Genomic DNA, 25698 nt, shown 5'->3' on the forward strand with positions numbered 1-25698 from the left:
GCGCCGCCCGCGCGCGGCGCGCCCGCCCGACCGATTCGAGGATTTCCACCGACATGAGCGACACGACCCACCTCGGCGGCGCGCTGCCGCCGCTCTCTTCCCCCGGCGCGCGCGACGCCGGCACGCGTTTCCGGATCGTGCCCGCGCGCCACCGGTCGCGCACGGCCGGCACCGTGCTCGCCGTCGCGCTGATCGCGATCGTCCTGCATTCGATTCTCGGCAACCCGCAATGGGGCTGGCCGGTGTTCGCCGAATGGTTCCTGTCGCCGCCGGTGCTGTCGGGGCTCGCGCGCACGCTGGTGCTGACGCTGCTCAGCGCTGTGTTCGGCCTCGTGCTCGGTGCGTTCGTCGCGCTGGCCCGGCTGTCGCGTTCGCGGCTGCTGTCGGCAAGCGCATGGGCTTTCGTGTGGCTGTTCCGCTCGATTCCGCTGATCGTGCTGCTGCTGATCCTGAACAACCTCGGCTACCTGTACGAGCATGTGCGGCTCGGCGTGCCGTTCACCGACATCGTGTGGTTCGACACGCCGACGACCGACCTGATCAGCCCGTTCCTTGCGGCCGTGCTCGGCCTCACGTTGCATCACGCGGCGTTTTCCGCGGAGGTGATCCGCGGCGGCATTCTCGCGGTCGATCAGGGCCAGCTCGAAGCGGCCGCCGCGCTCGGGCTGCCGCGCGGCCGTCAGACCACGCGGATCGTGTTGCCGCAGGCGATGCGCGCGATCCTGCCGACCGCGTTCAACGACCTGATCATGCTGGCGAAAGGCACGTCGATGGTCTACGTGATCGCGATGCCGGAGCTGTTCTACACGGTGCAGGTGATCTATCGCCGCAATCTCGAAGTGATTCCGCTGCTGATGGTCGCCACCGTCTGGTACCTGATCATCCTGACCGTGCTGTCGGCCATCCAGGTGCAGGTCGAGCGGCACTATGCGCGCGGTGCGCTGCGCAACCCGCCGCCGTCCGTCCTCACGTTCGCGCTCGCGCGCCTCGGCGCGCTGTGGCGGCGGGTCGCGTCCCGCCACGCGGCATCGGTCGCGCAGGCTCAGGACGATCGCGACGCCGCGACCGTCGCCCCACCGCGCGACGGCGGCGAAGTGGCCGTGCATGGCGTATCGAAGCAGTTCGGCATGCAGCGCGTGCTCGACAACGTGTCGTTCGTCGCACCGCGCGGCAGCGTGACCGTGATCGTCGGGCCATCGGGCTCGGGCAAGTCGACGCTGCTGCGCACGATCAACCATCTGGAGCGCGTCGACGACGGCTTCATCGACATCGACGGCGAACTGATCGGCTATCGCCGCGACGGCGACGTGCTCTACGAGCTGAAGGAACGCGACGTGCTGGCGCGGCGCACGGCTGTCGGAATGGTGTTCCAGAACTTCAACCTGTTCCCGCACCTGACGGTGCTCGAGAACCTGATCGAAGCGCCGGTCGTCGTCGGCGGCGTCACGCGCGACGCGGCCGAACGCATCGCCCGCACGCTGCTCGCGCGCGTCGGTCTCGCGGATAAAGCCGACGCGTATCCGCGCCAGCTGTCCGGCGGCCAGCAGCAGCGCGTCGCGATCGCGCGGGCGCTTGCGTTGCGCCCGAAGGTGCTGCTGTTCGACGAGCCGACGTCGGCGCTCGATCCCGAGCTCGTCAACGAGGTACTCGACGTGATCAAGGAACTCGCGCGCTCGGGCACGACGCTCGTGATCGTCACGCACGAGATCGGCTTCGCACGCGAAGTCGCGGATAACGTGCTGTTCATGGAGCGCGGGCGCATCGTCGAGGCCGGACCGCCGGCCGTCGTGCTCGATGCGCCGGCGCACCCGCGCACGCGTGAGTTCCTGTCGCGGGTGCTGTGATGCGCGCCGCTCCCGACTTGCGAGGCGCCGCACGATGACCGACCGACGCCAGTTCATCACTGCCGCGCTGGTCGCGGCAACGGGCAACCTTCCATGGTGCGCGGTACAGGCCGCCGCCGCGACCGCGGATCTCGATCCGCGCCAGGCTGGCCGCATTCGCGCCACACGCGATGACGCAGCCGTTCGTGAGGCAGCGGGCTATCGCTGGGTACGCGACGGCGCGTTCACGGTTGCGATCTCGCCGCACGCGCCGCCGGTGTCGACCTACGCGACCGACGCGCGCACCGTGGTCGGCGCCGATCCCGACTATGCGCAGCTCGTCGCCGACGCACTCGGCCGCACGCTCGTGCTGCTGCCGATCGCGTGGGCCGACTGGCCGCTCGGGCTCACGTCCGGCAAGTACGACGCGGTGATCTCGAACGTCGGCGTGACCGAGAAGCGCAAGGAGAAGTACGATTTCACGACCTACCGGCTCGGGCTGCACGGCTTCTACGTGCGCACCGGCAGCCCGATCGCGACGATCGCCGGGCCGAAGGACATCGCCGGCCTGCGCATCATCACGGGTGCGGGGACGAGCCAGGAGCGCATCCTGCTCGAGTGGAACAAGCGCAACGTGGCGCAGGGGCTGAAGCCGGCCGAGCTGCTCTATTTCGACGACGACGCGGCATCGCGCGTCGCGCTGCTGTCCGGCCGTGCCGATGCGGAGCTGAACCCGAACGCGTCGCTCGCGTACGAGGCCGCGCGCACCGGCAAGATCCGCCGGGTCGGCGTCGTCAATGCGGGCTGGCCGGCCAACGCCGATGTGGCGATCGCGACGCGGCGCGGCAGCGGGCTCGCGCCCGCGCTGACGCTCGCGACGAACGCGCTGATCGGCAGCGGTCGCTATGGGCAGGCGCTCGCGCGCTGGGGTTTGCAGAGCGAGGCGATCGCGCGCGCGGAGACCAATCCTCCGGGGTTACCGTCGTTTTGAAGCGCGGCCGCGCGGCGCACCGTTCCGGCCACGTTTCGGCGAGGCCCGTCACGGACAGCGCGGCGCGCGAGCCAGCTCCACGTCGGTCGTCGACACCTGCTTGCCGTTCACGTGCAGTTGCCGCAGCTTGGTCTCGAGCCCCCATTTCGCTTCGTAGGGGAACACTTCATAGTCGAGGCCCGGTTGCGGCACGAATGAACGCGCGACATGCTCGACGCGCTGGCTAATGGTGGTCGTGCCCGCCGCGCCCATGTCGATTACCCGCTGTCCGCCGGTCTGAAACGTCATCGTGATCGGCTGGTTCGCGTTGACCACGTACTCGTCGTAGTACTTGTATGCGTCATCCGGCAGCGGCATGCCGATCGTCGTGTTGCCCGCAAGTGCACGCGTAAAACCCGGCACGGCGACATCCATGCCGGGCGGCCCCTTGAGAAACCAGGAGTCGTTCGGTTCGCAGGTGGTGTTGAAATAGAAATGGGAATAGGCGCCCAGATACACGCGAATCCGCGCTTCCGTTGCCGGATCGTACGCGCCACCCCGATTCGCTCCGGTACTCACACAACCGGCCAGCACCCCGCATGCCAGTAAAACCCCTGCCATCTTTCGCATGACTTGCTTCGCTTCGTTATTCGATTTCTGATTTCGAATCGGATGACGGCGCTACCCGTGCGGCGCCTCGCGATCCCGCTCTCGTCGGCCATGGCCCATGGTCCGATGCGCGGATTGTAACCGGTGGCGGTTCGGCCCCGGCTCAGGGAAGCGCCATGCTCTCCATCGGTCGGCAGTCGGCGTCGCACCTATGCCGGCAGTGCCGCCCCAGCCCTGTCGAGATTCGCGACCTGCGCATGAATCGCCGGAATCAGGTCACGTCCATAATCAAGCGCATCGTCGAGCGGGTCGAACCCGCGAATCAGGAACGTCGACACACCGAGCCGGTAGTACGCGCCGAGCGCCCGCGCGACCTGCTCCGGCGTGCCGACCAGCGCGGTCGAATTCCAGCGCGCGCCGGTCAGGTTCGCGACGCCCATCCACAGCCGCTCGTCAAGCACGTCGCCTTGCGCGGCGGCCGCCATCAGCCGTTGCGAGCCCGCGTTCTGCGGCGCATGGCCGGCGATCGGCTGGCCGTTCGCGAGCCGCGCCGCGCGCACGCGTTCGCGAATCGCTTCGGCCTTCTCCCATGCGGCAGCCTCGGTGTCGGCCACGATCGGCCGGAACGACACGCTGATGCGCGGCGTCCGACCGAACGGCGCGGCGGCAGCCCGCACGCGCGCGACCTGCTCGCGCACCGACGCGAGCGGCTCGCCCCACGTCATGTAGACATCGGCATGCTCACCCGCGACCGCCAGCGCGGCCGGCGAAGAGCCGCCGAAATAGATCGGCACGTGCGGCCGCTGCGCGCCCTTCACGAGCGGCGACGCACCGCGCAGCCGGTAGAACGCGCCATCGTGATCGACCGGCGCGTCGGCCTGCCAGATCCGTTTCAGCACGTCGAGATATTCGCCGGTGCGGCGGTAGCGCGCATCGTGCGGCACGAAATCGCCGTCGCGCTGCAGGTCGGTATCGTCGCCGCCCGACACGACGTTCAGTGCGAGCCGGCCGCCGCTGAACACGTCGAGCGTCGCGATCTGCCGCGCGGCGGCCGACGGCACGATCACGCCCGGCCGGTGCGCGAGCAGGATGCGGATGCGCTCAGTCGCGGCGGCCGCGAACGACGCGACGATGAAGCCGTCCGCCGCGTTGCTGAAATGGCCGACCAGGATCTGGTCGAAGCCGGCGGCCTCGTGCGCCTGCGCAAAGCGGCGCACATAGTCGGGCTGGACGGCCGCGCCGCCCGGTACGTCGACCTCCGCGCCGGGTGTCGCGGTGATCATGCCGATGATGTCGACTGGCATGTCGGGATGTCCTTGTGGTTCTCGATCTGAAATCGTGGCCGGGGGGGCCGCTTACTGCGCGGCGGCCGTCTTTTTCGCGGGCGCCGCGAACGCGCCCGCATACGAGCGGTCGAGCAATTTCGACGTGTCGTACGCAGCCGGAATCACGCCGGCTTTGTGCAGGAAATCAGCCGTGTTCTGCGCGTCCTTCGCGGCCGTGTCGTCGACCGGGCCGACGCGCTGCTTCGCGTTGTTGAGCCAGCGGTAGGCGACGTCGGGTTCGAGCTTCGCGCGCCTCGCCCACAGGTCCGCGTACTCGCGCGGATGGCTGTCCACCCACTGGCGCGCCGCAACGACGCGCCGCAGGAAATCGGTGATCTCGGCGCGCTTGCCAGAGGCGGCCTGCTCGTTCGCGGCGACGAAGCTCAGTGCCGGCATCAGCCCCTGTGCGGTTGTCACCGGCCGCGCCCCCTGCCGCAACGCGAGCGTGCTGACGAACGGCTCCCACAACGACACGGCATCGACCGATCCGTTCGCGAACGCGTTGGTCGCATCGATCGGCATCAGGTACGCGTACTTGACCGAATCCGCACGCAGGCCGGCGTGTTCGAGCGCGCGCAACACGAGCTGCTGGCTCCACGCACCGCGCCATACCGCGATGGTCTTGCCCTGCAGGTCGGCCACGGTGCGTACAGGCGAATCCTTCGGCACGAGGATCGCGACGCCGTCGAGGCTCTGCCGCGAAACGGCGACCACCTTCACCGGCGCGCCGCGTGCGGCCAGCGTGAGCAACGCGGAATCGCCGAGGAAACCGACATCGATCGCGTTGCCGTTCAGCGATTCGGCAACCGGTGCGGCGGCCTGGAAATGCTTCCACTCGATCGTGTAAGGCAGGTCCTTCAGCACGCCGGACGCCTCCATCGACGCCTGGATGTTGAAGTAGTTCTGTTCACCGACGCGCAGCGTGACGGTGTCTTTGGCAATGCCCGGCTGCGCGGCAAGCGCCAGCAAGAGTGCCGTGACGATTCTGCTCGACAACGTGATCTCCCGGAGGTTGGCGGGCGGCCGCGCGATGGCGGCGCCTCGTGTTCCGCCGTGCGAGGCGGCCGGCGGAACGGATGGAACCGGTGAAGATACGTCGATCCGTTTCATGAAACAAACGCAATATTCTTCTATGCAAAGATGCAAATATTTTATGAATCGACCGACATCGCCGGGTTGCTCGCCGCTCCGGGCAACCCGGCTCGAATGAATCCTCGATAGATATTTCGCACACGAAATAAATCCGGGCTATATTTCGCATACGAAATAACTACCTGGAACGAGGACGGCCATGACCTCCCAACCCATCGAGTTTTCCGCCGCCGACGGCTACGCGCTGCACGGCACGCTGTGGTCGCCGGACGCCGCGCCGCGCGCGCTGGTGCTGATCCATCCGGCGACGGCCGTGCCGGAGCGGCTGTATGCGGGCTTCGCGCGCTTCCTGACCGAACGCGGCTTCGCGGCGCTCACCTACAACTATCGCGGCATCGGCGCGTCACGGCCCGCGCGCCTGGGCGCGCTGCAGGCCCGCATGCGCGACTGGATGGAACTCGACGTGGGCGCCGCGACGGCATGGGCACGGCAGGCGTTCGAAGGATTGCCGCTGCTGGCGGTCGGGCATAGTGTCGGCGGGCATGCGATCGGGCTGTCCGCCGCGACGCCGCACCTGCGCGCGGCCGTGCTCGTCGCCGCGCATGCGGGCAGCACGCGACTCATCACGCAGGCGGCCGAACGCCTGAAGGTGCGGCTGATCCTGCGGGTGCTCGGCCCGTTGATGTCGGCGCTGCTCGGCTACGTGCCCGGCAAGCGGCTCGGGCTCGGCGAGGACATGCCGGCCGGCGTGTTTCGCGAATGGAGCCGCTGGACGACGCTGCCGCACTATTTCTTCGACGATCCGACGCTCGGCGCGGCCGAACGTTACGCTAAGCAGCAGTTGCCGATCCTCGCGCTCGGCTTTGACGACGACCCGTGGGCCAACCCGACGGCCATCGGGCTGCTGGTAAGCTATCTGACCCGCGCGGCGGTCGAACGCCGCCAGATCGATCCGCACGCGGCGGGCAGCGGCCCGGTCGGGCACATGGGCTTCTTCCGCAGCCGCCCCGGCACCGTGCTGTGGCCCGACGTGGCCGACTGGCTCGCGCAGGCACTCGACACGCCGCGAACCGCGGGCCGTCCCTCCCTTTCCATTGCAGCCGGGAACCCAGCTTGAGCGAAGACCGACGACTGTTTTTCATGTTGAACATCGGCCAGCGGCGCGTGCAGCGCTGGATCGACCGCAAGGCGGAAACCGAGACGCGCGCGAGCGCCGCGCAGGCCGGCGCGCTGTTCTGTCTCGCGAAGCAGGATGGTGCGCTGATCGGTGAAGTCGGCGCCGCGCTGCAGCTCGCGCCGTCCGCGATGACGGGGCTCGCCGACCGGATGGCGAAAGCCGGCCTCATTACGCGTCATGCCGATTCGGACGACGGCCGCGCGACGCGCTTGTACCTGACCGACGAAGGCCACGGGGCGCTCAAGCGGGCACGCGTGCTGCTGCGCGAACTCAACGGCAAGCTGTGCGACGGGTTTTCCGACGACGAACTCGATGTCGTCGCGCGCTGGTTGCACACGCTGCAGGAGCGGTTTCCGGCGGAGCGCTGAGCGGCACCGTCGATCCATCGACGGCACGCGCCGCGCCCCGCGCACATCGCATCAATGCATCAATGCATCAATGCATCAATGCATCAATGCATCAATGCATGTCGGTCAGCACGATGCGCCCGTCGACCTTGCCGTCGCGCAGCTTCGCGAGCACGTCGTTGATGTTGTCGAGCCGGTCGCGGTGGATATGCGCGCGCACCAGGCCGTCGGCGGCGAAATCGAGCGATTCCTGCAGGTCGCGCCGCGTCCCGACGATCGACCCGCGCACGGTGATGCCGTTCAGCACGGTCGAGAAGATCGGCAACGGGAAATCGCCGGGCGGCAAGCCGTTGAGCGCCACCGTGCCGCCACGCCGCACCATCCCGAGCGCCTGCGCGAACGCGCTGCGCGACACGGCCGTGACGAGCACGCCATGCGCACCGCCGATCTCCTTCTGGATCACCCTGGCCGGATCGTCGACCGACGCGTCGATCGTCAGTTCCGCGCCGAGCTGCCGCGCCAGCGCGAGCTTGTCGGGTGAGATGTCGATGGCCGCCACGTGCAGGCCCATCGCCCGCGCATACTGCACGGCCACGTGCCCGAGGCCGCCGATGCCGGAGATCGCGAGCCACTGGCCCGGGCGCGTATCGGTGACGCGAATGCCCTTGTAGACGGTGACGCCCGCGCACAGGATCGGCGCGATCTCGTCGAACGCAACCTGAGCGGGTAAATGACCGACGTAATCGGGATCGGCCAGCACGTATTCCGCATAGCTGCCGTTCACCGAATAACCGGTGTTCTGCTGGCCGTGGCACAGCGTCTCCCAGCCGGTGTGGCAGTACTCGCAATGGCCGCAGGCCGTGTACAGCCATGGCACGCCGACGCGATCGCCTTCGCGCACGTGCGTGACGCCCGCGCCGACCGCCGCGACGATACCCACGCCTTCATGGCCCGGAATGAACGGCAACGACGGCTTGACCGGCCAGTCGCCGTCGGCCGCATGCAGGTCGGTATGACAGACGCCGGATGCCTTGATGTTGACAAGGATCTGGCCGGGCCCCGGCGTCGGCACGGGCACCTCCTCGATGCGCAGCGGTTCGCCGAACGCGTGCACGACGGCTGCTTTCATGGTTTGAGACATGTGTCGCTCCTGCCTGGTCGGTGAGCGATCCAGTATCCGGTTTCGGATTCGAACGACGTTGATGCGCGTCAATGCGCGGGACGATGCGCGGCGATGGCGGCTGCTTCAACGCGTCGCACCGGGGCGTTCCGCAGGAGTCACTGGATCCCGATCCGATGGCGGAGGTCCACGCCCGCCTCATCGATCGGCGAACGGCCGTTTCCCGGCGGGCAGCGCCGACGGACCCGAATGCGGGCGACACGAACCGGGCCGGCGCACGAGCAACGCGTCGACACGCGCACGGCATCGCCCCGTTCAAGCGATCGTTCCGGGCACCGCGCAGACGCTTTCCGCTCCCGCCGCGATTTCATCCATCCGACAGAAACCCGACAGCTACCTGCCATTCGGCTTGGAATTTGAAATGATATAACATATCATTTCGCGTGCTCGTCCGCCTGACGGCGTTCCACTGTGGGTGGCCGAGCCTCGCCGAGCCATGTTCCAACGGGTCACTACGCGTCGCAGACGCAACAATATATCGTATCCAGCCGTGACCCGCATCGCTCGTTATCCGATCCGATTCCAACCGATTCACCGACCATGCGCGACCTCCCTCGTCTACCGCTTCGCCCGCTCTCGTCCCTTTCGCTGATGCTGTTCGCCGCCGTCGCACACGCGCAGACCGCAGCGCCCGCCGTATCCGGCACGCCGCCGACCACCCCGCTCGCCCCGATCTTCGTGACCGCGAACCCGCTCGGCGACACCGACCTGATCGCGCCGACCGTCCAGCTTTCCGGCGATGCGCTGACGCGCCGCCAGGCCGATTCGCTCGGCGAGACGCTCAACGGGCTGCCCGGCGTATCGACCACCACCTACGGGCCGATGGTCGGCCGCCCGATCATCCGCGGGATGGACGGCGACCGGATCCGGTTGCTGCAGAACGGCGTCGCGGCTTACGACGCGTCGTCGCTGTCATACGACCATGCGGTGCCGCAGGATCCGCTGTCGATCGAGCGCGTCGAGATCGTGCGCGGCCCGGCCGCGCTGCTGTACGGCGGCAATGCGGTGGGCGGCGTCGTCAACACGATCGACAACCGGATTCCGCGCGAAGCGATCGAAGGCGTGACGGGTGCGCTCGATGCACGCTATGGCGGCGCGAACTCGGTGCGCGCGGGTGCCGCGCAGGTCGAGGGCGGCAACGGCCGCTTCGCGTTCCACGTCGACGCATTCGACCGCGAAACGAGCAAGCTGCGAATTCCCGGCTACGCCCGCAGCAGCGCGCAGCGCGCGATCGACGGCCCCGACACGCCGCAACCGGAAGGCAACGTGCCGAACAGCGACGGCCGCGTGCACGGCGGTGCGGTCGGCGCGTCGTACACGTGGGCGGACGGCTTCGCAGGCCTGTCCTACAGCGGCTACGAATCGAACTACGGCTCCGTCGCGGAAAGCGACGTGCGGCTGCGGATGCGCCAGGAACGCCTCGCGCTCGCGTCCGAGGTGCGCAACCTGAGCGGGCCGTTCACGAAACTGAAATTCGACTTCGCGTACACCGACTATCGCCACAAGGAAGTCGACAACGGCGAGACCGCGACCACCTTCCGCAATCGTGGCTACGAGGCGCGCATCGAGGCAACGCATCGCAAGATCGGCCCGTTCGAAGGCGCGATCGGCGTGCAGTTCGGCCACAACACGTTCTCCGCGCTGGGCGACGAGATGCTCGTGCCGTCCACACGCACGAACAGCGTCGCATTGTTCGGCCTCGAGGAATGGCAGGTCGCCCCGGCGCTCAAGCTGAGCCTCGGCGGACGTTTCGAGCACGTGAAGGTCGATCCCGATCCGGCCGGCGTCGAGAAATTCGCGGGGGCGCAAGCGCGCGAATTCAACGCAGGCAGCCTGTCGGCCGGCGCGCTGTTCTCGCTGACGCCCGTGTGGTCGGTGGCGGCCAACGTCGCGTACACCGAGCGCGCGCCGACCTTCTACGAACTGTATTCGAACGGCCCGCACGATGCGACCGGCCAGTTCCTGATCGGCAACCCGAACGCGTCGAAGGAAAAAGCGGTGTCGACCGACCTGTCGCTGCGCTACGCAAGCGGCCCGAACCGCGGCAGCGTCGGCGTGTTCTACAACCGCTTCTCGAACTACCTGGCCGAGTACAACACGGGCCGTGTCGTCGACGACGACGGCGAACCCGTCGCGCCCGGTACCGACGGCTCGCTCAACGAAGCGATCTATCGCGGCGTGCGCGCCGAGTTCTACGGCGTCGAGCTGGACGGCAAGTGGCGCGCGTTCGCGCGGCGCGGCCATACGGTCGACCTGGAACTGACGGCCGACTACACGCACGCGCGCAACGTCGACACGGGCCAGCCGCTGCCGCGCATCGCGCCGCTGCGCGCGACGCTCGCGGCCGACTACGGCTATGGGCCGTTCGGTGCGCGCGCGCAGGTCACGCATGCGTGGTCGCAGCACCGCGTGCCCGACAACGACTTCTCGACCGACGGCTACACGTCGCTCGGCGTGATGCTGACCTACAAGTTCCGCTTCGGTGCGACGCACTGGCTCGCGTACCTGCGTGGCGACAACCTGACGAACCAGGAAATCCGCTACGCCACCTCGGTCGTGCGCGGCTTCGCGCCGGAAGGCGGCCGCAGCGTGATGGCTGGATTGCGCACCACGTTCTGATCCACTCATGGTCCGCGGCGCCCGCCGCGGGCCGCTCTCCGGCGCCGCCCTTTCCGACGCCAATTTCCGTTTATCGGCCATCGCCGGCTATCGCACAGCGCATGCCGCGGACGTCTGCCTGCTCCCTCCCCAATTAGTCCGCAAGGAAATTCATTGATTCACCCATAAAACCAAATAAATTCATCAGACAATTATTCGCATAAACACCGTTTCCGTTTCATTCAATAAAACCGGTTTCAAATTCCACGCATGAACCTTTTAATCATGGGTGCCCCCGGTGTTATTTGATTGAAATCAAGAACCCCCATCCAGCAAGGTTTTCAGCGCTAAAAAAACTAATATCAGGGTTTTCTACGGGTAAAGAATCATCAGGCACACCCGTTAATGCCGGCACGAGCCCGTATCTGGTCGAACAATAATTTCAATTTACCAACCACTCGCGCAGGGGCACTCCGTGAAAATCGCCAGAATGAGCATCAAACTAAAACTCCTTGGCGGCTTCGGCCTGCTCGCCGCGGTCGTCGTGATCGTGTCGGGCATGGCACTCAAGGCGCTATCCGATACCAACGCCGAGTTTTCCCGCTACATGAACGGCATCAGCGCGCGGGCGAACCTGTCCGCGCAGATCCGCACGGCCGTCGACCGGCGCGCGATCGCCGCGCGCAACCTCGTGCTCGTCACCAAGCCGTCCGACCTCGAACTCGAACTGGCCGAGGTGAACCAAGCGCACAAGGACGTGCAGGAGCATCTCGCGAAGCTCAAGGCGATGATGGCGGACGCGACCGACACCTCCGATCGCGCGCGCGAACTGGTGGCCGATATCGTGCGCATCGAAACCAGCTACGGGCCCGTCGCGCTGCGCATCGTCGGGCTCGCGCAGGCCGGCAAGAAAGACGAGGCGACCGCCGACATCGACGACAACTGCCGGCCACTGCTCGCGCAGCTGGTGCGTGCGACCGACGCGTACGCGACCTATACGCATGAACGCGAACTCGCGATCGCGCAGCAATTCGCGGACCGCTATGCGACCGAGCGCAACCTGCTGGCCGGCATCTGCCTGGGCGCCGTCGCGATCGCGGTCTGCGGCGGCCTGTGGCTGACGCGCAAGATCACGGTGCCGATCGGCTCGGCCGTGGACGTCGCACGCACGGTCGCGAACGGCGATCTCGGCAGCCGCATCGACGTGAGCGGCAACGACGAGACGCGCGACCTGCTCGACGCGCTGCGGACCATGAACGACCGGTTGATCGGCATCGTCGGCCGCGTGCGCGATTCGTCGAACAGCATCGCGCACGCGGTAAGCGAGATCGCGTCGGGCAACCTCGACCTGAGCCAGCGCACCGAGGAACAGGCCGCTTCGTTGCAGGAAACCGCTGCGACGATGGAGGAATTCACGTCGACGGTGCGGCTGAACGCGGAGAACGCGCAACAGGCGAGCGCGCTCGCCGCGAACGCGTCGGACGTCGCGCATCGCGGCAGCTCGGTGGTCGGCCGGGTGGTCGACACGATGACGGAGATCGGCCACCGCTCGTCGAAGATCGCCGACATCACCGGCATCATCGAAGGCATCGCATTCCAGACCAACATCCTCGCGCTGAACGCGGCCGTCGAAGCGGCCCGGGCGGGCGAACAGGGCCGCGGTTTCGCGGTCGTCGCGAGCGAGGTGCGCAGTCTCGCGCAGCGCTCGTCGACGGCGGCGAAGGAGATCAAGGAACTGATCTCCGCGTCGGTGCAGACGATCCGCGACGGCTCGGCGCTCGCGGGCGAAGCCGGCAAGACGATGTCGGACGTCACGCAGGCCGTCGCGCGCGTGACGGACATCATGGGCGAGATCGCGGCCGCGTCGGCCGAGCAGAGCCGCGGCATCGACCAGGTGAACCTGACGATCACGCAGATGGATGAGACGACGCAGCAGAACGCCGCGCTCGTCGAGCAGGCCGCGGCCGCATCGAAGTCGCTCGAGGCGCAAGGTCACGAGCTGTCCGAAACGGTCGCCGCGTTCCGGATGCCGGCCGGCACGCATGTGACGTCGCCGGGCGCGCACGCGCACGTGCCCGCCACGCATCACTGGCAACCGGCCACCGCGTAACGGATGCGGCAGGGAGACGGCGATGCGCATGCCGGTTCGCCGGTTCGCCTGCGTCACGCTTGCGTGCACCGCGCGATGCGCGGCCGCGCGCGGTACGCGGTGCGCGGTGCGCGGTGCATCGTCGCCTTCCGGCGCGACCTGTGCGCACGCACGACGTCGCGCTTTGCCGACTCGCGTCGCGCGGCCGCGTCGGGCGTTCGCAGCACGCGTACGGGTAGTACGCACGTCGACGTAACCGCGTAACCGCGCCATCGCCGGTCATCGCGGTCGACCGATGCGGCCTCGTGCGCGAGTCCGGAAATGCGCATCGCCACGCACGTTCGCGCGCACTGCGTGCGCCTCCACCATTGCATGGCGCACGCCTGCGCATGCAGCGTCGTGCAGGTTTCGATCCCGCCCGTGTCTCGCGCGTTGCCACACCGGCGACATGGAGATCGTGCCGAATTTGCGCGCGCATCGCCCGCCGGAAATGCGCATCGCCACGCACGTTCGCGCGCACTGCGTGCGCCTCCACATTGCATGGCGCACACCTGCGCATGCAGCGTCGTGCAAGTTTCGATCCCGCCCGTGTCTCGCGCGTTGCCACACAGGCGACATGGAGATCGTGCCGAATTTGTGCGCGCATCGCCCGCCGATGCAGACTTTTAAAACGCACGAATGACGAGTATGCTTAAAAAAGCACTCCCCGTTCGGACGGCGAATCGCGTGCCCTGACTCCCGTCCGATCGCATTGCGGCCCCATCGCTTTGCGCCTTGCGCGTCGATGGCGGCGTCTGCTTCTCGCGCCACGGCCGCACGAACCTTTCCCCCAACAATCGTCAGGAGAGCTGGTGAGCCGACTCGTCGTCGTATCCAATCGCATTGCAGATCCCCGTAAAGCTGCGGCCGGCGGGCTCGCCGTCGCCGTGAAAGACAGCCTGCAGGAATCCGGCGGCGTCTGGTTCGGCTGGAGCGGCAGGCTGCGCGGCGGCGACGATCAGCCCACGCATGGCGACGAGGTGCAGATCCAGAACGTCGGCGGCATCCAGCTCGCGACGATCGATCTCGACCCGCAGGATTACGACGCGTACTACCTCGGCTATTCGAACAACGTGCTGTGGCCGGTGTTTCACTACCGGCTCGATCTCGCGCAGTTCGACCGCCGCTTCGCCGACGGCTACCGGCGCGTCAACCAGCTGTTCGCGCGCAAGCTGCGCACGCTGCTGCGGCCCGACGACACCATCTGGGTCCACGATTACCAGCTGATACCGCTCGCAGCCGAGCTGCGCGCGATGGGCTGTGCGAATCCGATCGGCTTCTTCCTGCACATCCCGATGCCGCCGCCGCCGATCATGGCCGCGATCCCGGAACACGAATGGCTGATGCGCTCGCTGTTCGCGTACGATCTCGTCGGCTTCCAGACCGAGTCGGATCTGCTCCACTTCGAGCATTACGTCGAAGCGGAAGCCGGCGCCGCGCGGCTGCCCGACGGCCGCCTGCAGGCGTTCGGCCGCACGTTGTCGGCCGGCGCCTTCCCGATCGGCATCAACGTCGACGAGTTCGAATCGCTCGCGCGCGATCGCGACGGGATCGACATGTTCGAGCGGATGCGCGACGAATATTCCCGCCGCCAGCTGCTGGTCGGCGTCGACCGGCTCGACTACACGAAGGGGTTGCCGCAGCGTGTGCATGCGTTCCGTCAGTTGCTCGAACAATATCCGGAGAACCGCAACCGCGCGACGCTGATCCAGATCGCCGCGCCGAGCCGCGAGGATCTCGGCGCATACGACGACCTGCGGCGCGAGATGGACAGCCTGTGCGGCGCGATCAACGGCGACTACGGCGAACTCGAATGGATGCCGATGCGCTACATTCACCGCACCGTCGCGCGCAAGCGCTTGCCGGGCCTCTATCGCGCGAGCCGCGTCGCGCTCGTCACGCCGCTGCGCGACGGGATGAATCTCGTCGCGAAAGAATTTCTCGCCGCGCAGGATGCGGCCGACCCGGGCGTGCTCGTGCTGTCGCGTTTCGCCGGCGCGGCCGAGCAGTTGAAGTCGGCGCTGCTCGTCAATCCGTACGACACGCAAGGCACCGCGCAGGCAATCCAGCGCGCGCTCGCGATGCCGCTCGAAGAACGCCGCCAGCGGCACGCGGCGCTGATGGCGATCGTGCGCAAGACCGACGTGCACTGGTGGCGCACGCGCTTTCTCGACGCGCTCGCCGACGCGGCCGAAGTCGCGGCCGCGGCCGCGACCGAATCCTGACGCACGCTCACGCGTCCGTCGCCGCGTATTCGAGCGCCGCGCCGTTCACGTCGCACAGGTCGACCGAAACCGGAATGCCTTCGCGCAGGCTCTCCGTCAGTACGCAATACGCATCGAACTGATCGAGCACGCGCGTCGCTGCCGCGAGGTCGGCCCACCTCCTGCCGATCGACAGCCGGACGGCCATCGCGCCCACGCGCACCCTGCCCGCTTCGTTCTGCACCATGTCGACGTCGATATGCGCGGCAATCGGCTGCGGATCGACATGCTGTTTTTCCAGCGCGAACTGCAGGCTTGCCGCGAGACACGTCGCGACGGCCGCGGCCAGCAACCGGATCGGGTTCGGCCCGCGCCCGTCGCCGAGCGGCTGCGGTTCGTCGGTGAGCACCGGCGCCAGCGTCGTGCCGGCAAATACCACTTCGAAACAGAAACGCGCCTGCTGCGCGACATCGACCGATACGTGCGCCTCGCTCATGGCGACTCCGTGGAGATCAACAGGGAAAGGAATGCCGGCACGCAGTCGCATCGATGCGCGCCGCTCGCAGGTGCGCAGCATCTTCAGCGCTCGGGTTCGCGCGGCGGCCCGTACGCGACGAAATCGCGTTCGACCGCGGACGCCTGCTCCGTTTCGATCGCACCGCCGCGTGCGCCGGCTTCATCGTCCGGCGCCGCCGACGACGCCGTTGCGGACGACGGCTCGACACGCCCGTCGATCAGGGCCAGCAACGTGTCGCGTTCGAGCACCTCGCACGCGAGCAACCGTTGCGCGATCCGCTCGAGCGCGTCGCGACGTTCGCCGAGTGTTGCCGCGACGCGCGCATGCGCGTCGGTCAGCAACGTATGCACCTCGTCGTCGATCATCCGCGCGGTGTGCTCGCTGCAGCGGCCGTCGGCCGCATGCCATACGCCCGGTATGCCGGTACGCGTGTCGCCGTCATCGAACGTCACGAGCCCGATCTTCTCGCTCATCCCGTACTGCATGACCATGTGGCGCGCCATTGCGGTCGCGCGTTCGAGATCGTTCTGCGCGCCCGTCGACACGTCGCCGAACACGAGCTCCTCGGCAACGCGCCCGCCGAGCAGTGCATCGATCCGGTCGAGCAGCTCGCTCCGGCGCAACACGTAGCGATCCTCGGTCGGCACCTGCTGCGTATAGCCGAGCGCCGCGACGCCGCGCGGAATGATCGACACCTTTTTCACCGGATCGCAATGCGCGCGGCTTTCCGCGACGAGCGCGTGGCCGGCCTCGTGATACGCGATGGTCAACTTCTCCTGTGCGTTCATCACGCGGCTCTTGCGCTCGAGGCCCGTCAACGCGCGGTCGATCGCCTCGTCGAAGTCGGTCATGCCGATCGCCGGCTTGCCGAGTTCGGCCGCATGCAGCGCGGCCTCGTTGACGACGTTCGCGAGATCCGCGCCGACGAAGCCCGGCGTGCGCGACGCGAGTTCGCCGAGATCGACGTCGGCCGCGAGCTTCACGCGCTTCACGTGCACGCCGAGGATCTGCCGGCGGCCGTTCACGTCGGGCCGGTCGATCGCGATGTGGCGATCGAAGCGGCCCGGCCGCAGCAGCGCGGGATCGAGGATCTCGGGCCGGTTCGTCGCGGCCATGATGATCACGCCGGAGCCGGCCTGGAAGCCGTCCATCTCGACGAGCAACTGGTTGAGCGTCTGCTCGCGTTCGTCGTTGCCCGACATCGGGCCGACACCGCGCACCTTGCCGAGCGCATCGAGCTCGTCGACGAACACGATGCACGGCGCCTTCTGCTGCGCCTGCTCGAACAGGTCGCGCACGCGCGCCGCGCCGACGCCGACGAACATCTCGACGAACGCCGAGCCGCTGATCGAGAAGAACGGCACGGCCGCCTCGCCGGCCACCGCGCGCGCGAGCAGCGTCTTGCCGGTGCCCGGCGCGCCGACCACGAGCACGCCCTTCGGGATCTTGCCGCCGAGCCGCTGGTAGCGGTCGGGGTTGCGCAGGAACGCGACGAGCTGCTGCAGCTCGGCCTTCGCTTCGTCGATACCCGCGATATCGTCGAACGTGATGCCGGTTTCCTGCTGCACGTACACGCGCGCGCGGCTCTTGCCCATCCCGGTGAAATCCTGCAGCCCGCCGCGCTTGCGCAGCATCATGTTCCAGATGAACACGAACAGCACGAGCGGCAGCAGCCACGACGCAAGCGATGCGATCCAGCTCGTGTCGGGCGCGCCGTGATAGCGGATGCCCGCGGCGGTCAGCGTATCGGTCAGGTGTTCGTCGGTCACGCGGTTGGTCGTGAAGCGCCACGGCGCGCCGGCCTGCTGCACGGCCGAGGCTTCGGAAGCCGGCAGCATCGCGCCGGCCTGCGGCATCTTCAGCGTGCCCGAGATCGACACGGGGCCGACCTCGAGATCGTCGACGAGCCGTGCGGCGACCAGGCGGTGAAAATCGCTGTACGCGATCGACGCCGACGACGGGTGCAGCATCAGCAACTGCGCAGCGAACAGCACGAAGAAGCCCGCCGCGATCAGCAATCCCGGGTAGTCGAATTTCCTGTCCATGGCATCGGGCCGGACGTGCGCGCTACGCTGCGCGGCACGGCGAACGTGCGCGGAAACGCGCGCAGCCGGCGCGCGGCATCGGCGGCCATGCGGAAGCGGCCTTCATCCACGCCATCGTCGCCTCGCTTCAACGCCTCGTTCGTCGCATCAATGGCGCCGCGACGACGCCGTCGGCCGGCGCCGCCGGGCAATCCTCGCCCGGGCGGCACGCCGCGACGCGCCGCCCCTGAATCCAGTCTAGTTCGCGCGCGGGCGTCGCGCATGGCCCGAGGCGCGCCGCGAATCGTCCGACAAAACCCTTTCATCTGCCCCTGTTGCCGCGCTATAGTCGCGTTCATGACATTTTTGTGACAGTCATGCCGAAGCGGCCGGGACGCAACGCCGGCCATTGCTTTCCATCCTGCGGCGCGGCAGCCTGTGCGACGCCGCAGCGCATGACGCCCCCGTCCACCCGCCCATTCGAGGAACCCACGACGTGAACGACACGCCCGATCGCCCCGACGACCTTCCCGCCGATCCCGACCGCCGCCGTGTGCTCGGCGGCCTCGCCGCGCTCGGTGCGGGCGTCGCGCTCAGCGGCTGTGAAACCACGGCAGGCACCGCGCCGCGTTCCGCCGCCGACCAGCGTATCGACGAAGCATTGCGCCAGCGCGTGCGCCACATCGTCGTGATCTACGCAGAAAACCGCAGCTTCGCGAACCTGTACGGCGATTTCCCGGGCGTGCGCCATCCGCTCAGCGAGGTGCGTCCCGAGCACGCGGAGCAGCTCGATCGCGACGGCAAGACGCCGCTGCCCGTGCTGCCGAAGATCTGGGGCGGGCTCGTGCCGCAGGCGCAGGAAGTGGACGGCAAGCGCTACGCGATCGCGGAGCGCGACATCGACAAGCTGCCGAACGCGCCATTCCTGATTACCGACGCACAGGGCAAAGCGCTGCCGAACGGCGTGATCACGCGCGACCTGTGGCACCGCTTCTACCAGAACCAGATGCAGATCGCGGCCGGCCGCAACGACCAGTTCGCCGCGTGGGCCGATTCGGGCGGCCTCGTGATGGGTCATTACCGCAATTCGGCCGACACGCTGCGGCTGTGGAATCTCGCGCGGCAATACACGCTGTGCGACAACTTCTTCATGGCGGCTTTCGGCGGTTCGTGGATGAACCACATGTTCCTGATCTCCGCGCAGCCGCCGCTGTATCCGGATGCACACAAGCATCCGCATGCGGCCAAGCTGCTGTCGAAGGTCGAAGGCGACGATCCGGCCGGCACTCGCCTGAAGCTCGCCCACGATTCGCCGGCATCCGCGCTCGACGGCCCGCCGAAGTTCGCGGTCGACGGCCCGCTGACGCCTGACGGCTACGGCGTGAACACGATGGCGCCGCCGTACCAGCCGAGCTACGTGCCGCCGGCCGACCCGGGCAATGCCGCGTATGCGGATCCGGACGACCATCGCGTGATGCCACCGCAGGGCTATGCGACGATCGGCGACCGCCTGTCGGAAAAGCACGTCGACTGGGCGTGGTACAGCGGCGCGTGGCAGTACGCACTCGAGCATCGCGATACGGGCACCGTGCCCGATTTCCAGTACCACCACCAGCCGTTCAACTATTTCGTGAACTACGCGCCCGGCACCGATGCGCGCAGCAAGCATCTGCGCGACGCGGGGCTCGGCGACGAACCGTCGACCAACCACTTCATCGCCGACATCGACGCGGGCCGCCTGCCGGCCGTCACGTTCTACAAGCCGCAGGGCAACCTGAACATGCACGCGGGCTACGCGGACATCGAATCGGGCGACCGTCACATCGCGACCGTGATCGACCATATCCGGCGCGGGCCGCAATGGGACAACACCGTGATCGTGATGACGCACGACGAGAACGGCGGCTGGTGGGATCACGTCGCGCCGCCGGAAGGCGACCGCTGGGGGCCGGGCTCGCGGATTCCGGCGCTCGTGATCTCGCCGTTCGCGAAGAAGGGCTTTGTCGATCACACGCTGTACGACACGAACTCGATCCTGCGCTTCATCAGCCGCGTGCACGGGCTCGCGCCGCTCGACGGCGTGGTCGCGCGCAACAAGGCGTTCGCCGCGCGCGGCGCGACGCCGCCGGGCGATCTGACGAATGCGCTCGATCTCGGCTAAGAACCGACTGGCCTGACTGGTTGGTCGCTCAGCAGCTTGAAACGACGACGCCCCGGGCAATGCGATTGCCCGGGGCGTCGTTCATTTCAGGCCTGAAGACGCTACGCGGCGCTGCGCAGTGCGTCGCATCCCGCTTGCGCAGCATGACGCCCGGCCTGCCGGCCGAAGAACGTCGCGTCGGCCAGCGACAGCCCCGAGCTGTACTCGGCGCCCCAACGCGGCAGCCCGCAGGTCGTGCGGCCGGCCGCATAGAGCCCCGGCACCGGCGCGCGCGCCGCATCGACCACCTGCCCGGTCGGCAGCGTGTCGAGCCCGCCGAGCGTGAAGTGCGGATAGAACGCGTAGTCGATCCGGCAATCGAGCGCGACGAACGGCGGCTCGATCAGCGGCTGCAGCCATTTCTTCGCCTTGTGGAACAGCGGATCGGCACCTTCGGCCGCATGGCGGTTGTAGACGTCGACGGTTGCCGTCAGCGTGCCCGCCGGCATCTGCAGATCGCGTTCGACTTCCTCCCACGTTTCGCCGGCCGCCGCGATGCCGATCCGCGCGATCGCGGGCGGCTCCTGATAGGTAGCCTGATCGACGAGCAGGTAGATCCGGTCGTCGGCCTGGTGGAACGCATGATGGCCCGTGCGGCCGTGATAGCCATCCTCGTTGATGAAGCGCTGCCCGCGCGCGTTCACGAAGATCCCCCGGATCAGCGATTCGGGTGCGTAGAACGGCAGGCTGACGAAGCCTTGATCCATGTGGATCGCCGCGCCGCCCGCGCTCTGGCCGAGCACAATGCCCGAGCCATCGTCGCCGGGGCTGCCGATCGGCTCGTCCGAGCGCAGGAACTGCGGCGCATGCCGGCGCACCATCTCGCGATTCATCGCGAAGCCGCCCGCGCACAGGATCACCGCGCGCCGCGCCCGCACGAATGCCGTCTCGCCATACGCGCGCAGCACGACGCCACGCACGGCGCCGCCGTCGTCGACGATCAAGGCCTGCGCACGCGTGTCGTAGCGCGTCGCGACACCCAGCGCCGCCACGCGTTCCGCCAGCACGCGCATCAGCATCTGCCCGCCGCCCCAGCCCGGCCATTGCGGCGTGTGCCCGCGCGGGCACGGCTTCGCGGCCTCGCTGAACGGCCAGGCTTCCTCGCTGCCCGACCAGATCAGGCAGTCGTCGGTTTCCGGTTCGACGATCCGCTCGGCGATGAACGTGTTCTTGTACGTAAGGCCCTGTGCGACGAGCCAGTCGTGGTGCGCCAGGCTTTCGTTCGCGTAGAGCCGCACCTTCGCGTCGTCGGCGTCGCGGCCGCCCGCCAGCATCAGGTAGCGGTACAGATCCTCGGTATCGTCCGTAAAGCCGGCCTGCCGCTGCGCGGGCGTGCCGCCGCTGCCGCCGAGGTAGATCTCGCCGCCCGACAGCGCGCTCGTGCCGCCGTAGCTCGACGCGCGCTCGACGATCAGCGTGTCGGCACCGGCGCTCGCGGCTTCGATCGCCGCACAGGCACCGGCCGCGCCGAAGCCGACGATCACGACATCGTGTTCGGCATCCCAGCGATGCACGTCGCGGGTGTTCAGGGGATGTGTCAGGGAATAGTCGGATGACATGAGGAATGGGTCAGCGTTTGGGAAATCTGCGGAAAGCGGCAGGTGTGGCGAGGGCTCGCGGCCCTGATACGGACGTCGCTGCGCCGTCACGATGGCGCGTTACCGCATCGCCGCGTTGCCGGTACAGGCACGCGGCGGCGCCAATGCAAGCCGCGCACCCTGCCGGACGCGAAGGCGGTCGAATCGCGCGAAGCTGGCCCAGTCGCGCCAGCCTGGCCGATGCACGACGAGCGCGCGGCGATATCGGCGAATGCGGACAATGAGCCACCGCGCGGTGACGTCCGGCCGGTTGGCGCGGCGCGCGGCCGCGCCGGCGTCACATGCCGCGCATCGCGGCGAAACCGAAGTGCGACGGATCGATCGGCACGCAGCCGGTCGGCAGGCCGTTCACGTCGACCGAGCGGCATTGCAGGATACCGGCCGCATACGGCGGCGACGGCACCTGATCGGCGCCATATCGCGCCAGTGCCATGGCAGCGAACGTGCCCATCGCCAATATGCACAGCTTGCGAGTCGTCAGTCTCATGATCGTCGTCCCCTCCGGTTGTCCGCTGGTGCGGCTCGTATCCGGCGTGCATCGCATGCGGCACCGGATGACTGCACGGTAGCCAGCGCCCGGCCGCCGGCCATCGTCCGTTTCGACTAGGGGCAAACGCTGAGCGGACGCCGCGCGACCTGCGGCATCGCAACATCGCGCGCCACGGCTTCGCCCACGCGGAGGAAACGCGACACGTCGCGCGCCTGTCGCAGTCGGCCGCACCAATCGTCAGACGCATGTCGCGCACCGGTCGCTGCATCGCACCATCCACGCCCCCTCGTGCGAGGCGAGGCGGCCGGCCCCGGTGTTTTCCCCGACCCTCGCCCTGCTCCGAATGGATGATGAATCCCGGCCTGCCCGGTGCGAACCTGCGCGTCGACGTCGCAATGCCGCCGCGTCGGCCCGCTTCGCTCGGCCGATGCGTTCCGTTCTTCCACGGGAGCCCACGCATGACCGATTCCAATCCCCGCCACGCGCTGTACGACCTTGCCTGCCGCTACGCGCAAGCCGTCGACCGGCGCGACTGGCCACGACTCACCGCCCTCTTCACCCCCGACGCGACCCTGGCCGGCCCCGGCTTCCGCTTCGACGATCGCGACGCGATCGTCGCGGGCATGCGCGTGATCGAGCGCTACGAAGCGACCCAGCATCACGTGCACAACCAGCTCGTCACGCTCGACGGCGGCGAGGCCGATGTCGAAACCTACGGCGTCGCCTGTCACGTCTACGTGCGCGACGGCGTGAAGCGCAAGCTCGACTGGGGGCTGCGCTATCGCGACCGCTGCGTGTTCGATGGCGGCACGTGGCGCTTCGCCGCGCGCACGCTGCACGTCGACTGGGCGCAAGACCTGCCGCTGGAGGGCTGAACGATGCGTCCCTCCGCTCCCCTCGACGGCCGCACCGCGCTCGTGACGGGCGGCGCCGGCGGCATCGGCGCGGCCTGCGCGCACGCGCTCGTCGCCGACGGCGCGGCCGTCGTGCTGATGGGCCGCCGCCGCGATGCGCTCGAACGCACGCAGCGGCAACTGACCGACGCGGTGCCCGGCAGCCGCGTCGCGATCCATGCGGGCGACGCCTGCAACGAAGCCGACCTGCAGGCCGCGCTCGACTGCGCATGGGCGCTCGACCATCGCCTCGACATCGTCGTGCCGACGGTCGGCGGTGCGGGCTTCCGGCCGCTGCTGCTGCACGACGCCGACACCTTCCGCGCCGAAATCGACCTGAACCTGCACAGCGCGTTCGCCGCGATCCGTCATGCCGCGCCGCGACTCGCCGACAGTGGCGGCGGCTCGATCGTCTGCATTTCGTCGACGGCCGCGCAGATCAACTTCCGCTGGCTGTCCGCGTACTGCACCGCGAAGGCCGCGCTCGAAGCGCTCGTGCGCGGCGCGGCCGAGGAACTGGCCGGCGCGAAGATCCGCGTGAACGCGGTGCGCCCGGGCCTCACACGCTCCGAAGCCACCGCGCCGATGTTCGACAACCGCGCGCTCGTCGACAGCTTTCTCGAACAGATCCCGCTCGGCACGCTCGGCGAACCGGAAGCGATCGCGCATGCGGTGCGTTATCTCGCCGGCCCCGAGTCGGGCTGGGTGACCGGCCAGAGCTTCGCGGTCGACGGCGGCCATGAACTGCGTACCAACCCGCGTGTGGACGACACGATCGCGCAGATCTACGGCGCGGCCGCACTCGACGCGATCAAGGCCGGCCGCGTACCGGGCGCCGCATGAGCGCCCGCCTTCCCTCACTCACCAAGGACATCGACCGACCATGAATCGAGTCGCAAACAAGGTCGCGCTGGTCACCGGCGCGGCAAGCGGCGTCGGCCGCGCAGATGCGCTGCTGCTCGCCGCCGAAGGCGCGCGTGTCGTGCTGACCGACATCGACGAGGACGCAGGCCGCGCGCTCGCACGCGAAATCGGCGACGCGGCGCTGTTCGTCCGCCACGACATCGCCGACGAGGACGGCTGGCGGCATGCGATCGCATCGACGATCGACCGCTTCGGTCGCCTCGACGTGCTCGTCAACAACGCGGCGATCTGCCCGGTCGGCTCGATCGAGGACACGAGCCTCGACACGTGGCGGCGCGTGATGCGCACCAACGCGGACGGCTATTTCCTCGGCTGCAAGCATGCGATCGGCGCGATGAAGGGCAACGACACGCCGGGCTCGATCGTGATGATGTCGTCGGTCGCCGCGCTCGGCGGACTGCCGATGATGTGCGCGTACACCGGGTCGAAAGGCGCGGTGACGGCGCTCGCGCGCAGCGTCGCCGTGCACTGCAAGCGCAGCGGCTACCGGATCCGCTGCAACTCGATCCATCCGGACGGGATCTGGACGCCGATGACGCAGGCGCTGATGCCCGATCTCGACCCGGCCGCACTCGGCATCGGCAGCGATCCGATGGCGCGCATGTGCGACCCGCAGGACGTCGCGAATCTCGTGCTGTTCCTCGCGTCCGACGAATCGCGTTTCGTGAACGGTGCGGAGCTGCGGATCGACAACGCACAACTGGTGTCGTCGCTGTGATGCGGCACCACGCTTATCCCGTCAAAGGAGTCCATCGATGATTTCATTCACCGGCAAGACCGTACTGATCACCGGCGGCGGCGCAGGCATCGGCCGTGCGTGCGCGGAAGCATTCGGCGCGGCCGGCGCGCGCGTCGCGGTGGCCGAGATCGACCCGGCCCGCGCGCAAGACGTGCGTCAGGCGCTCGAAGCGGCGGGCGTCGAGGCGCTCGTCGGCACCGTGGACGTCACGCGCGGCGACGAGGTCGATGCGTTCGCGCGCACGATCGACGCGCGCTTCGGCGGCCTCGACGTGCTCGTCAACAATGTGGGCGATTTCCTGCAGATCGCGAAACCGTTCGACAACTGCACCGACGACGACATCGCGCGGCTGTTCGACGTGAACCTGCGCCAGGTCTTCATCGTCACACGCGCGATGCTGCCGTTGCTGCGCAAGCGCGGCGCGGGCGGCAGCATCGTCGGCGTGTCGTCGATCGAAGGCTTCCGCGCGATTCCGAACTGCACCGTGTACGCGTCGTTCAAGGCCGCGCTGACCGGCTTCACGAAAAGCCTCTCGCTCGAACTCGGGCCGGCCGGCATTCGCGTGAACCAGATCGCGCCCGAAACTACCGAGACGCCGCAGGTGCCCGTCAGCGCGATGGTCGCGGCCGAGCATCGCGAGCACATCCCGCGCTGGATTCCGCTCGGGCGCTTCGGCGCGGCCGGCGATATCGCAGGCGCCGCGCTGTTCCTCGCGAGTCCGCTCGCCGCGTGGGTCACCGGCACGACGCTGCATGTCGACGGCGGTGCGCTCGCGGCGGCCGGCTGGTATCGCGACCCGAACGGCTTCTGGACCAACCTGCCCGTCGTCACGGGCAACGGCTTCAATTTCTGAGCGGCAC

The 25698-nt window shown here is 68.2% G+C and carries 21 protein-coding genes; 12 read left to right on the plus strand and 9 right to left on the minus strand.

Annotation, left to right across the window (positions count from 1 at the left end; translation table 11 throughout):
* Positions 1-53 precede the first annotated feature (53 nt).
* Both LGN19_RS39735 and LGN19_RS03635 read left to right on the plus strand, forming a co-directional pair.
* Positions 54-1844 (plus strand): amino acid ABC transporter permease/ATP-binding protein, encoded by a 1791-nt coding sequence (locus LGN19_RS39735; RefSeq protein ID WP_319000615.1) that lies wholly within the window; start codon positions 54-56, stop codon positions 1842-1844.
* A gap of 34 nt (positions 1845-1878) precedes the next feature.
* Positions 1879-2814 (plus strand): ABC transporter substrate-binding protein, encoded by a 936-nt coding sequence (locus LGN19_RS03635; protein WP_226213261.1) that lies wholly within the window; start codon positions 1879-1881, stop codon positions 2812-2814.
* Between the two features lie 48 nt (positions 2815-2862).
* On the opposite strand, the gene LGN19_RS03640 is transcribed toward LGN19_RS03635, so the two are convergent.
* From LGN19_RS03640 to LGN19_RS03650, 3 genes are all read right to left on the minus strand, one after another.
* Positions 2863-3423: a hypothetical protein gene (locus LGN19_RS03640; protein WP_226213262.1), complete on the minus strand. Its 561-nt coding sequence runs from the start codon at positions 3421-3423 to the stop codon at positions 2863-2865.
* A gap of 188 nt (positions 3424-3611) precedes the next feature.
* Positions 3612-4706: an LLM class flavin-dependent oxidoreductase gene (locus LGN19_RS03645; protein WP_226213263.1), complete on the minus strand. Its 1095-nt coding sequence runs from the start codon at positions 4704-4706 to the stop codon at positions 3612-3614.
* Between the two features lie 51 nt (positions 4707-4757).
* Positions 4758-5723, minus strand: a complete 966-nt coding sequence (locus LGN19_RS03650; RefSeq protein ID WP_226213264.1) for an ABC transporter substrate-binding protein — start codon at positions 5721-5723, stop codon at positions 4758-4760.
* Between the two features lie 295 nt (positions 5724-6018).
* Between LGN19_RS03650 and LGN19_RS03655 the strand changes: the two genes are divergently transcribed.
* The gene (locus tag LGN19_RS03655; RefSeq protein ID WP_174958328.1) at positions 6019-6936 is read left to right on the plus strand and encodes a serine aminopeptidase domain-containing protein; all 918 of its coding nucleotides are present in this window, start codon (positions 6019-6021) and stop codon (positions 6934-6936) included.
* On the plus strand, positions 6933-7364 hold the full coding sequence (locus LGN19_RS03660; RefSeq protein ID WP_226213265.1) for a MarR family winged helix-turn-helix transcriptional regulator: 432 nt from the start codon (positions 6933-6935) through the stop codon (positions 7362-7364). Before LGN19_RS03655 ends, LGN19_RS03660 begins: the two co-directional genes overlap by 4 nt.
* Positions 7365-7455: 91 nt before the next feature.
* On the opposite strand, the gene adhP is transcribed toward LGN19_RS03660, so the two are convergent.
* Positions 7456-8484 carry an alcohol dehydrogenase AdhP gene (gene adhP / locus LGN19_RS03665; RefSeq protein ID WP_122947086.1) on the minus strand — a complete coding sequence of 343 codons (1029 nt, stop codon included), beginning with the start codon at positions 8482-8484 and terminating at the stop codon, positions 7456-7458.
* Between the two features lie 579 nt (positions 8485-9063).
* On the opposite strand from adhP, the gene LGN19_RS03670 reads away from it, so the two are divergent.
* From LGN19_RS03670 to otsA, 3 genes are all read left to right on the plus strand, one after another.
* Positions 9064-11142 (plus strand): TonB-dependent receptor, encoded by a 2079-nt coding sequence (locus LGN19_RS03670; protein ID WP_226213266.1) that lies wholly within the window; start codon positions 9064-9066, stop codon positions 11140-11142.
* A gap of 469 nt (positions 11143-11611) precedes the next feature.
* Complete coding sequence (locus LGN19_RS03675) at positions 11612-13231, plus strand: methyl-accepting chemotaxis protein (RefSeq protein WP_226213267.1); 1620 nt, start codon at positions 11612-11614, stop codon at positions 13229-13231.
* A gap of 830 nt (positions 13232-14061) precedes the next feature.
* Positions 14062-15474 carry an alpha,alpha-trehalose-phosphate synthase (UDP-forming) gene (gene otsA, locus LGN19_RS03680; protein ID WP_175219532.1) on the plus strand — a complete coding sequence of 471 codons (1413 nt, stop codon included), beginning with the start codon at positions 14062-14064 and terminating at the stop codon, positions 15472-15474.
* A 7-nt stretch (positions 15475-15481) separates the two neighbouring features.
* Here the strand turns inward: otsA and LGN19_RS03685 are convergent, their stop codons facing one another.
* The 3 genes from LGN19_RS03685 to LGN19_RS03695 form a co-directional block, all read right to left on the minus strand.
* Positions 15482-15949: an OsmC family protein gene (locus LGN19_RS03685; protein WP_174958326.1), complete on the minus strand. Its 468-nt coding sequence runs from the start codon at positions 15947-15949 to the stop codon at positions 15482-15484.
* A gap of 83 nt (positions 15950-16032) precedes the next feature.
* Positions 16033-18015 (minus strand): ATP-dependent zinc metalloprotease FtsH, encoded by a 1983-nt coding sequence (gene ftsH / locus LGN19_RS03690; RefSeq protein ID WP_226213268.1) that lies wholly within the window; start codon positions 18013-18015, stop codon positions 16033-16035.
* Positions 17982-18353: a hypothetical protein gene (locus LGN19_RS03695; RefSeq protein ID WP_226213269.1), complete on the minus strand. Its 372-nt coding sequence runs from the start codon at positions 18351-18353 to the stop codon at positions 17982-17984. The genes ftsH and LGN19_RS03695 overlap by 34 nt, the downstream gene beginning before the upstream one ends.
* A 137-nt stretch (positions 18354-18490) precedes the next feature.
* Here LGN19_RS03695 and LGN19_RS03700 point away from each other — a divergent pair, with 137 nt between their 5' ends.
* Positions 18491-20155 (plus strand): acid phosphatase, encoded by a 1665-nt coding sequence (locus LGN19_RS03700; RefSeq protein WP_226213270.1) that lies wholly within the window; start codon positions 18491-18493, stop codon positions 20153-20155.
* Positions 20156-20256: 101 nt separating this feature from the next.
* Here the strand turns inward: LGN19_RS03700 and LGN19_RS03705 are convergent, their stop codons facing one another.
* Complete coding sequence (locus tag LGN19_RS03705) at positions 20257-21753, minus strand: FAD-dependent oxidoreductase (RefSeq protein WP_226213271.1); 1497 nt, start codon at positions 21751-21753, stop codon at positions 20257-20259.
* 316 nt (positions 21754-22069) lie between these two features.
* Positions 22070-22279 (minus strand): hypothetical protein, encoded by a 210-nt coding sequence (locus tag LGN19_RS03710; RefSeq protein ID WP_122949518.1) that lies wholly within the window; start codon positions 22277-22279, stop codon positions 22070-22072.
* A 461-nt stretch (positions 22280-22740) separates the two neighbouring features.
* Here LGN19_RS03710 and LGN19_RS03715 point away from each other — a divergent pair, with 461 nt between their 5' ends.
* The 4 genes from LGN19_RS03715 to LGN19_RS03730 are packed head-to-tail and all read left to right on the plus strand — an operon-like array spanning position 22741 to position 25691.
* Positions 22741-23157, plus strand: coding sequence for a nuclear transport factor 2 family protein (locus LGN19_RS03715; protein ID WP_174958322.1), 417 nt, complete (start codon positions 22741-22743; stop codon positions 23155-23157).
* Between the two features lie 3 nt (positions 23158-23160).
* Positions 23161-24018, plus strand: a complete 858-nt coding sequence (locus LGN19_RS03720; RefSeq protein ID WP_226213272.1) for an SDR family NAD(P)-dependent oxidoreductase — start codon at positions 23161-23163, stop codon at positions 24016-24018.
* A gap of 40 nt (positions 24019-24058) precedes the next feature.
* Positions 24059-24817 (plus strand): SDR family oxidoreductase, encoded by a 759-nt coding sequence (locus LGN19_RS03725; protein ID WP_226213273.1) that lies wholly within the window; start codon positions 24059-24061, stop codon positions 24815-24817.
* Positions 24818-24857: 40 nt separating this feature from the next.
* Positions 24858-25691: an SDR family NAD(P)-dependent oxidoreductase gene (locus LGN19_RS03730; protein WP_319000621.1), complete on the plus strand. Its 834-nt coding sequence runs from the start codon at positions 24858-24860 to the stop codon at positions 25689-25691.
* The last annotated feature ends 7 nt before the right edge of the window (positions 25692-25698 follow it).

Source organism: Burkholderia sp. AU30198 (assembly GCF_020419825.1).
Lineage (GTDB): Bacteria > Pseudomonadota > Gammaproteobacteria > Burkholderiales > Burkholderiaceae > Burkholderia.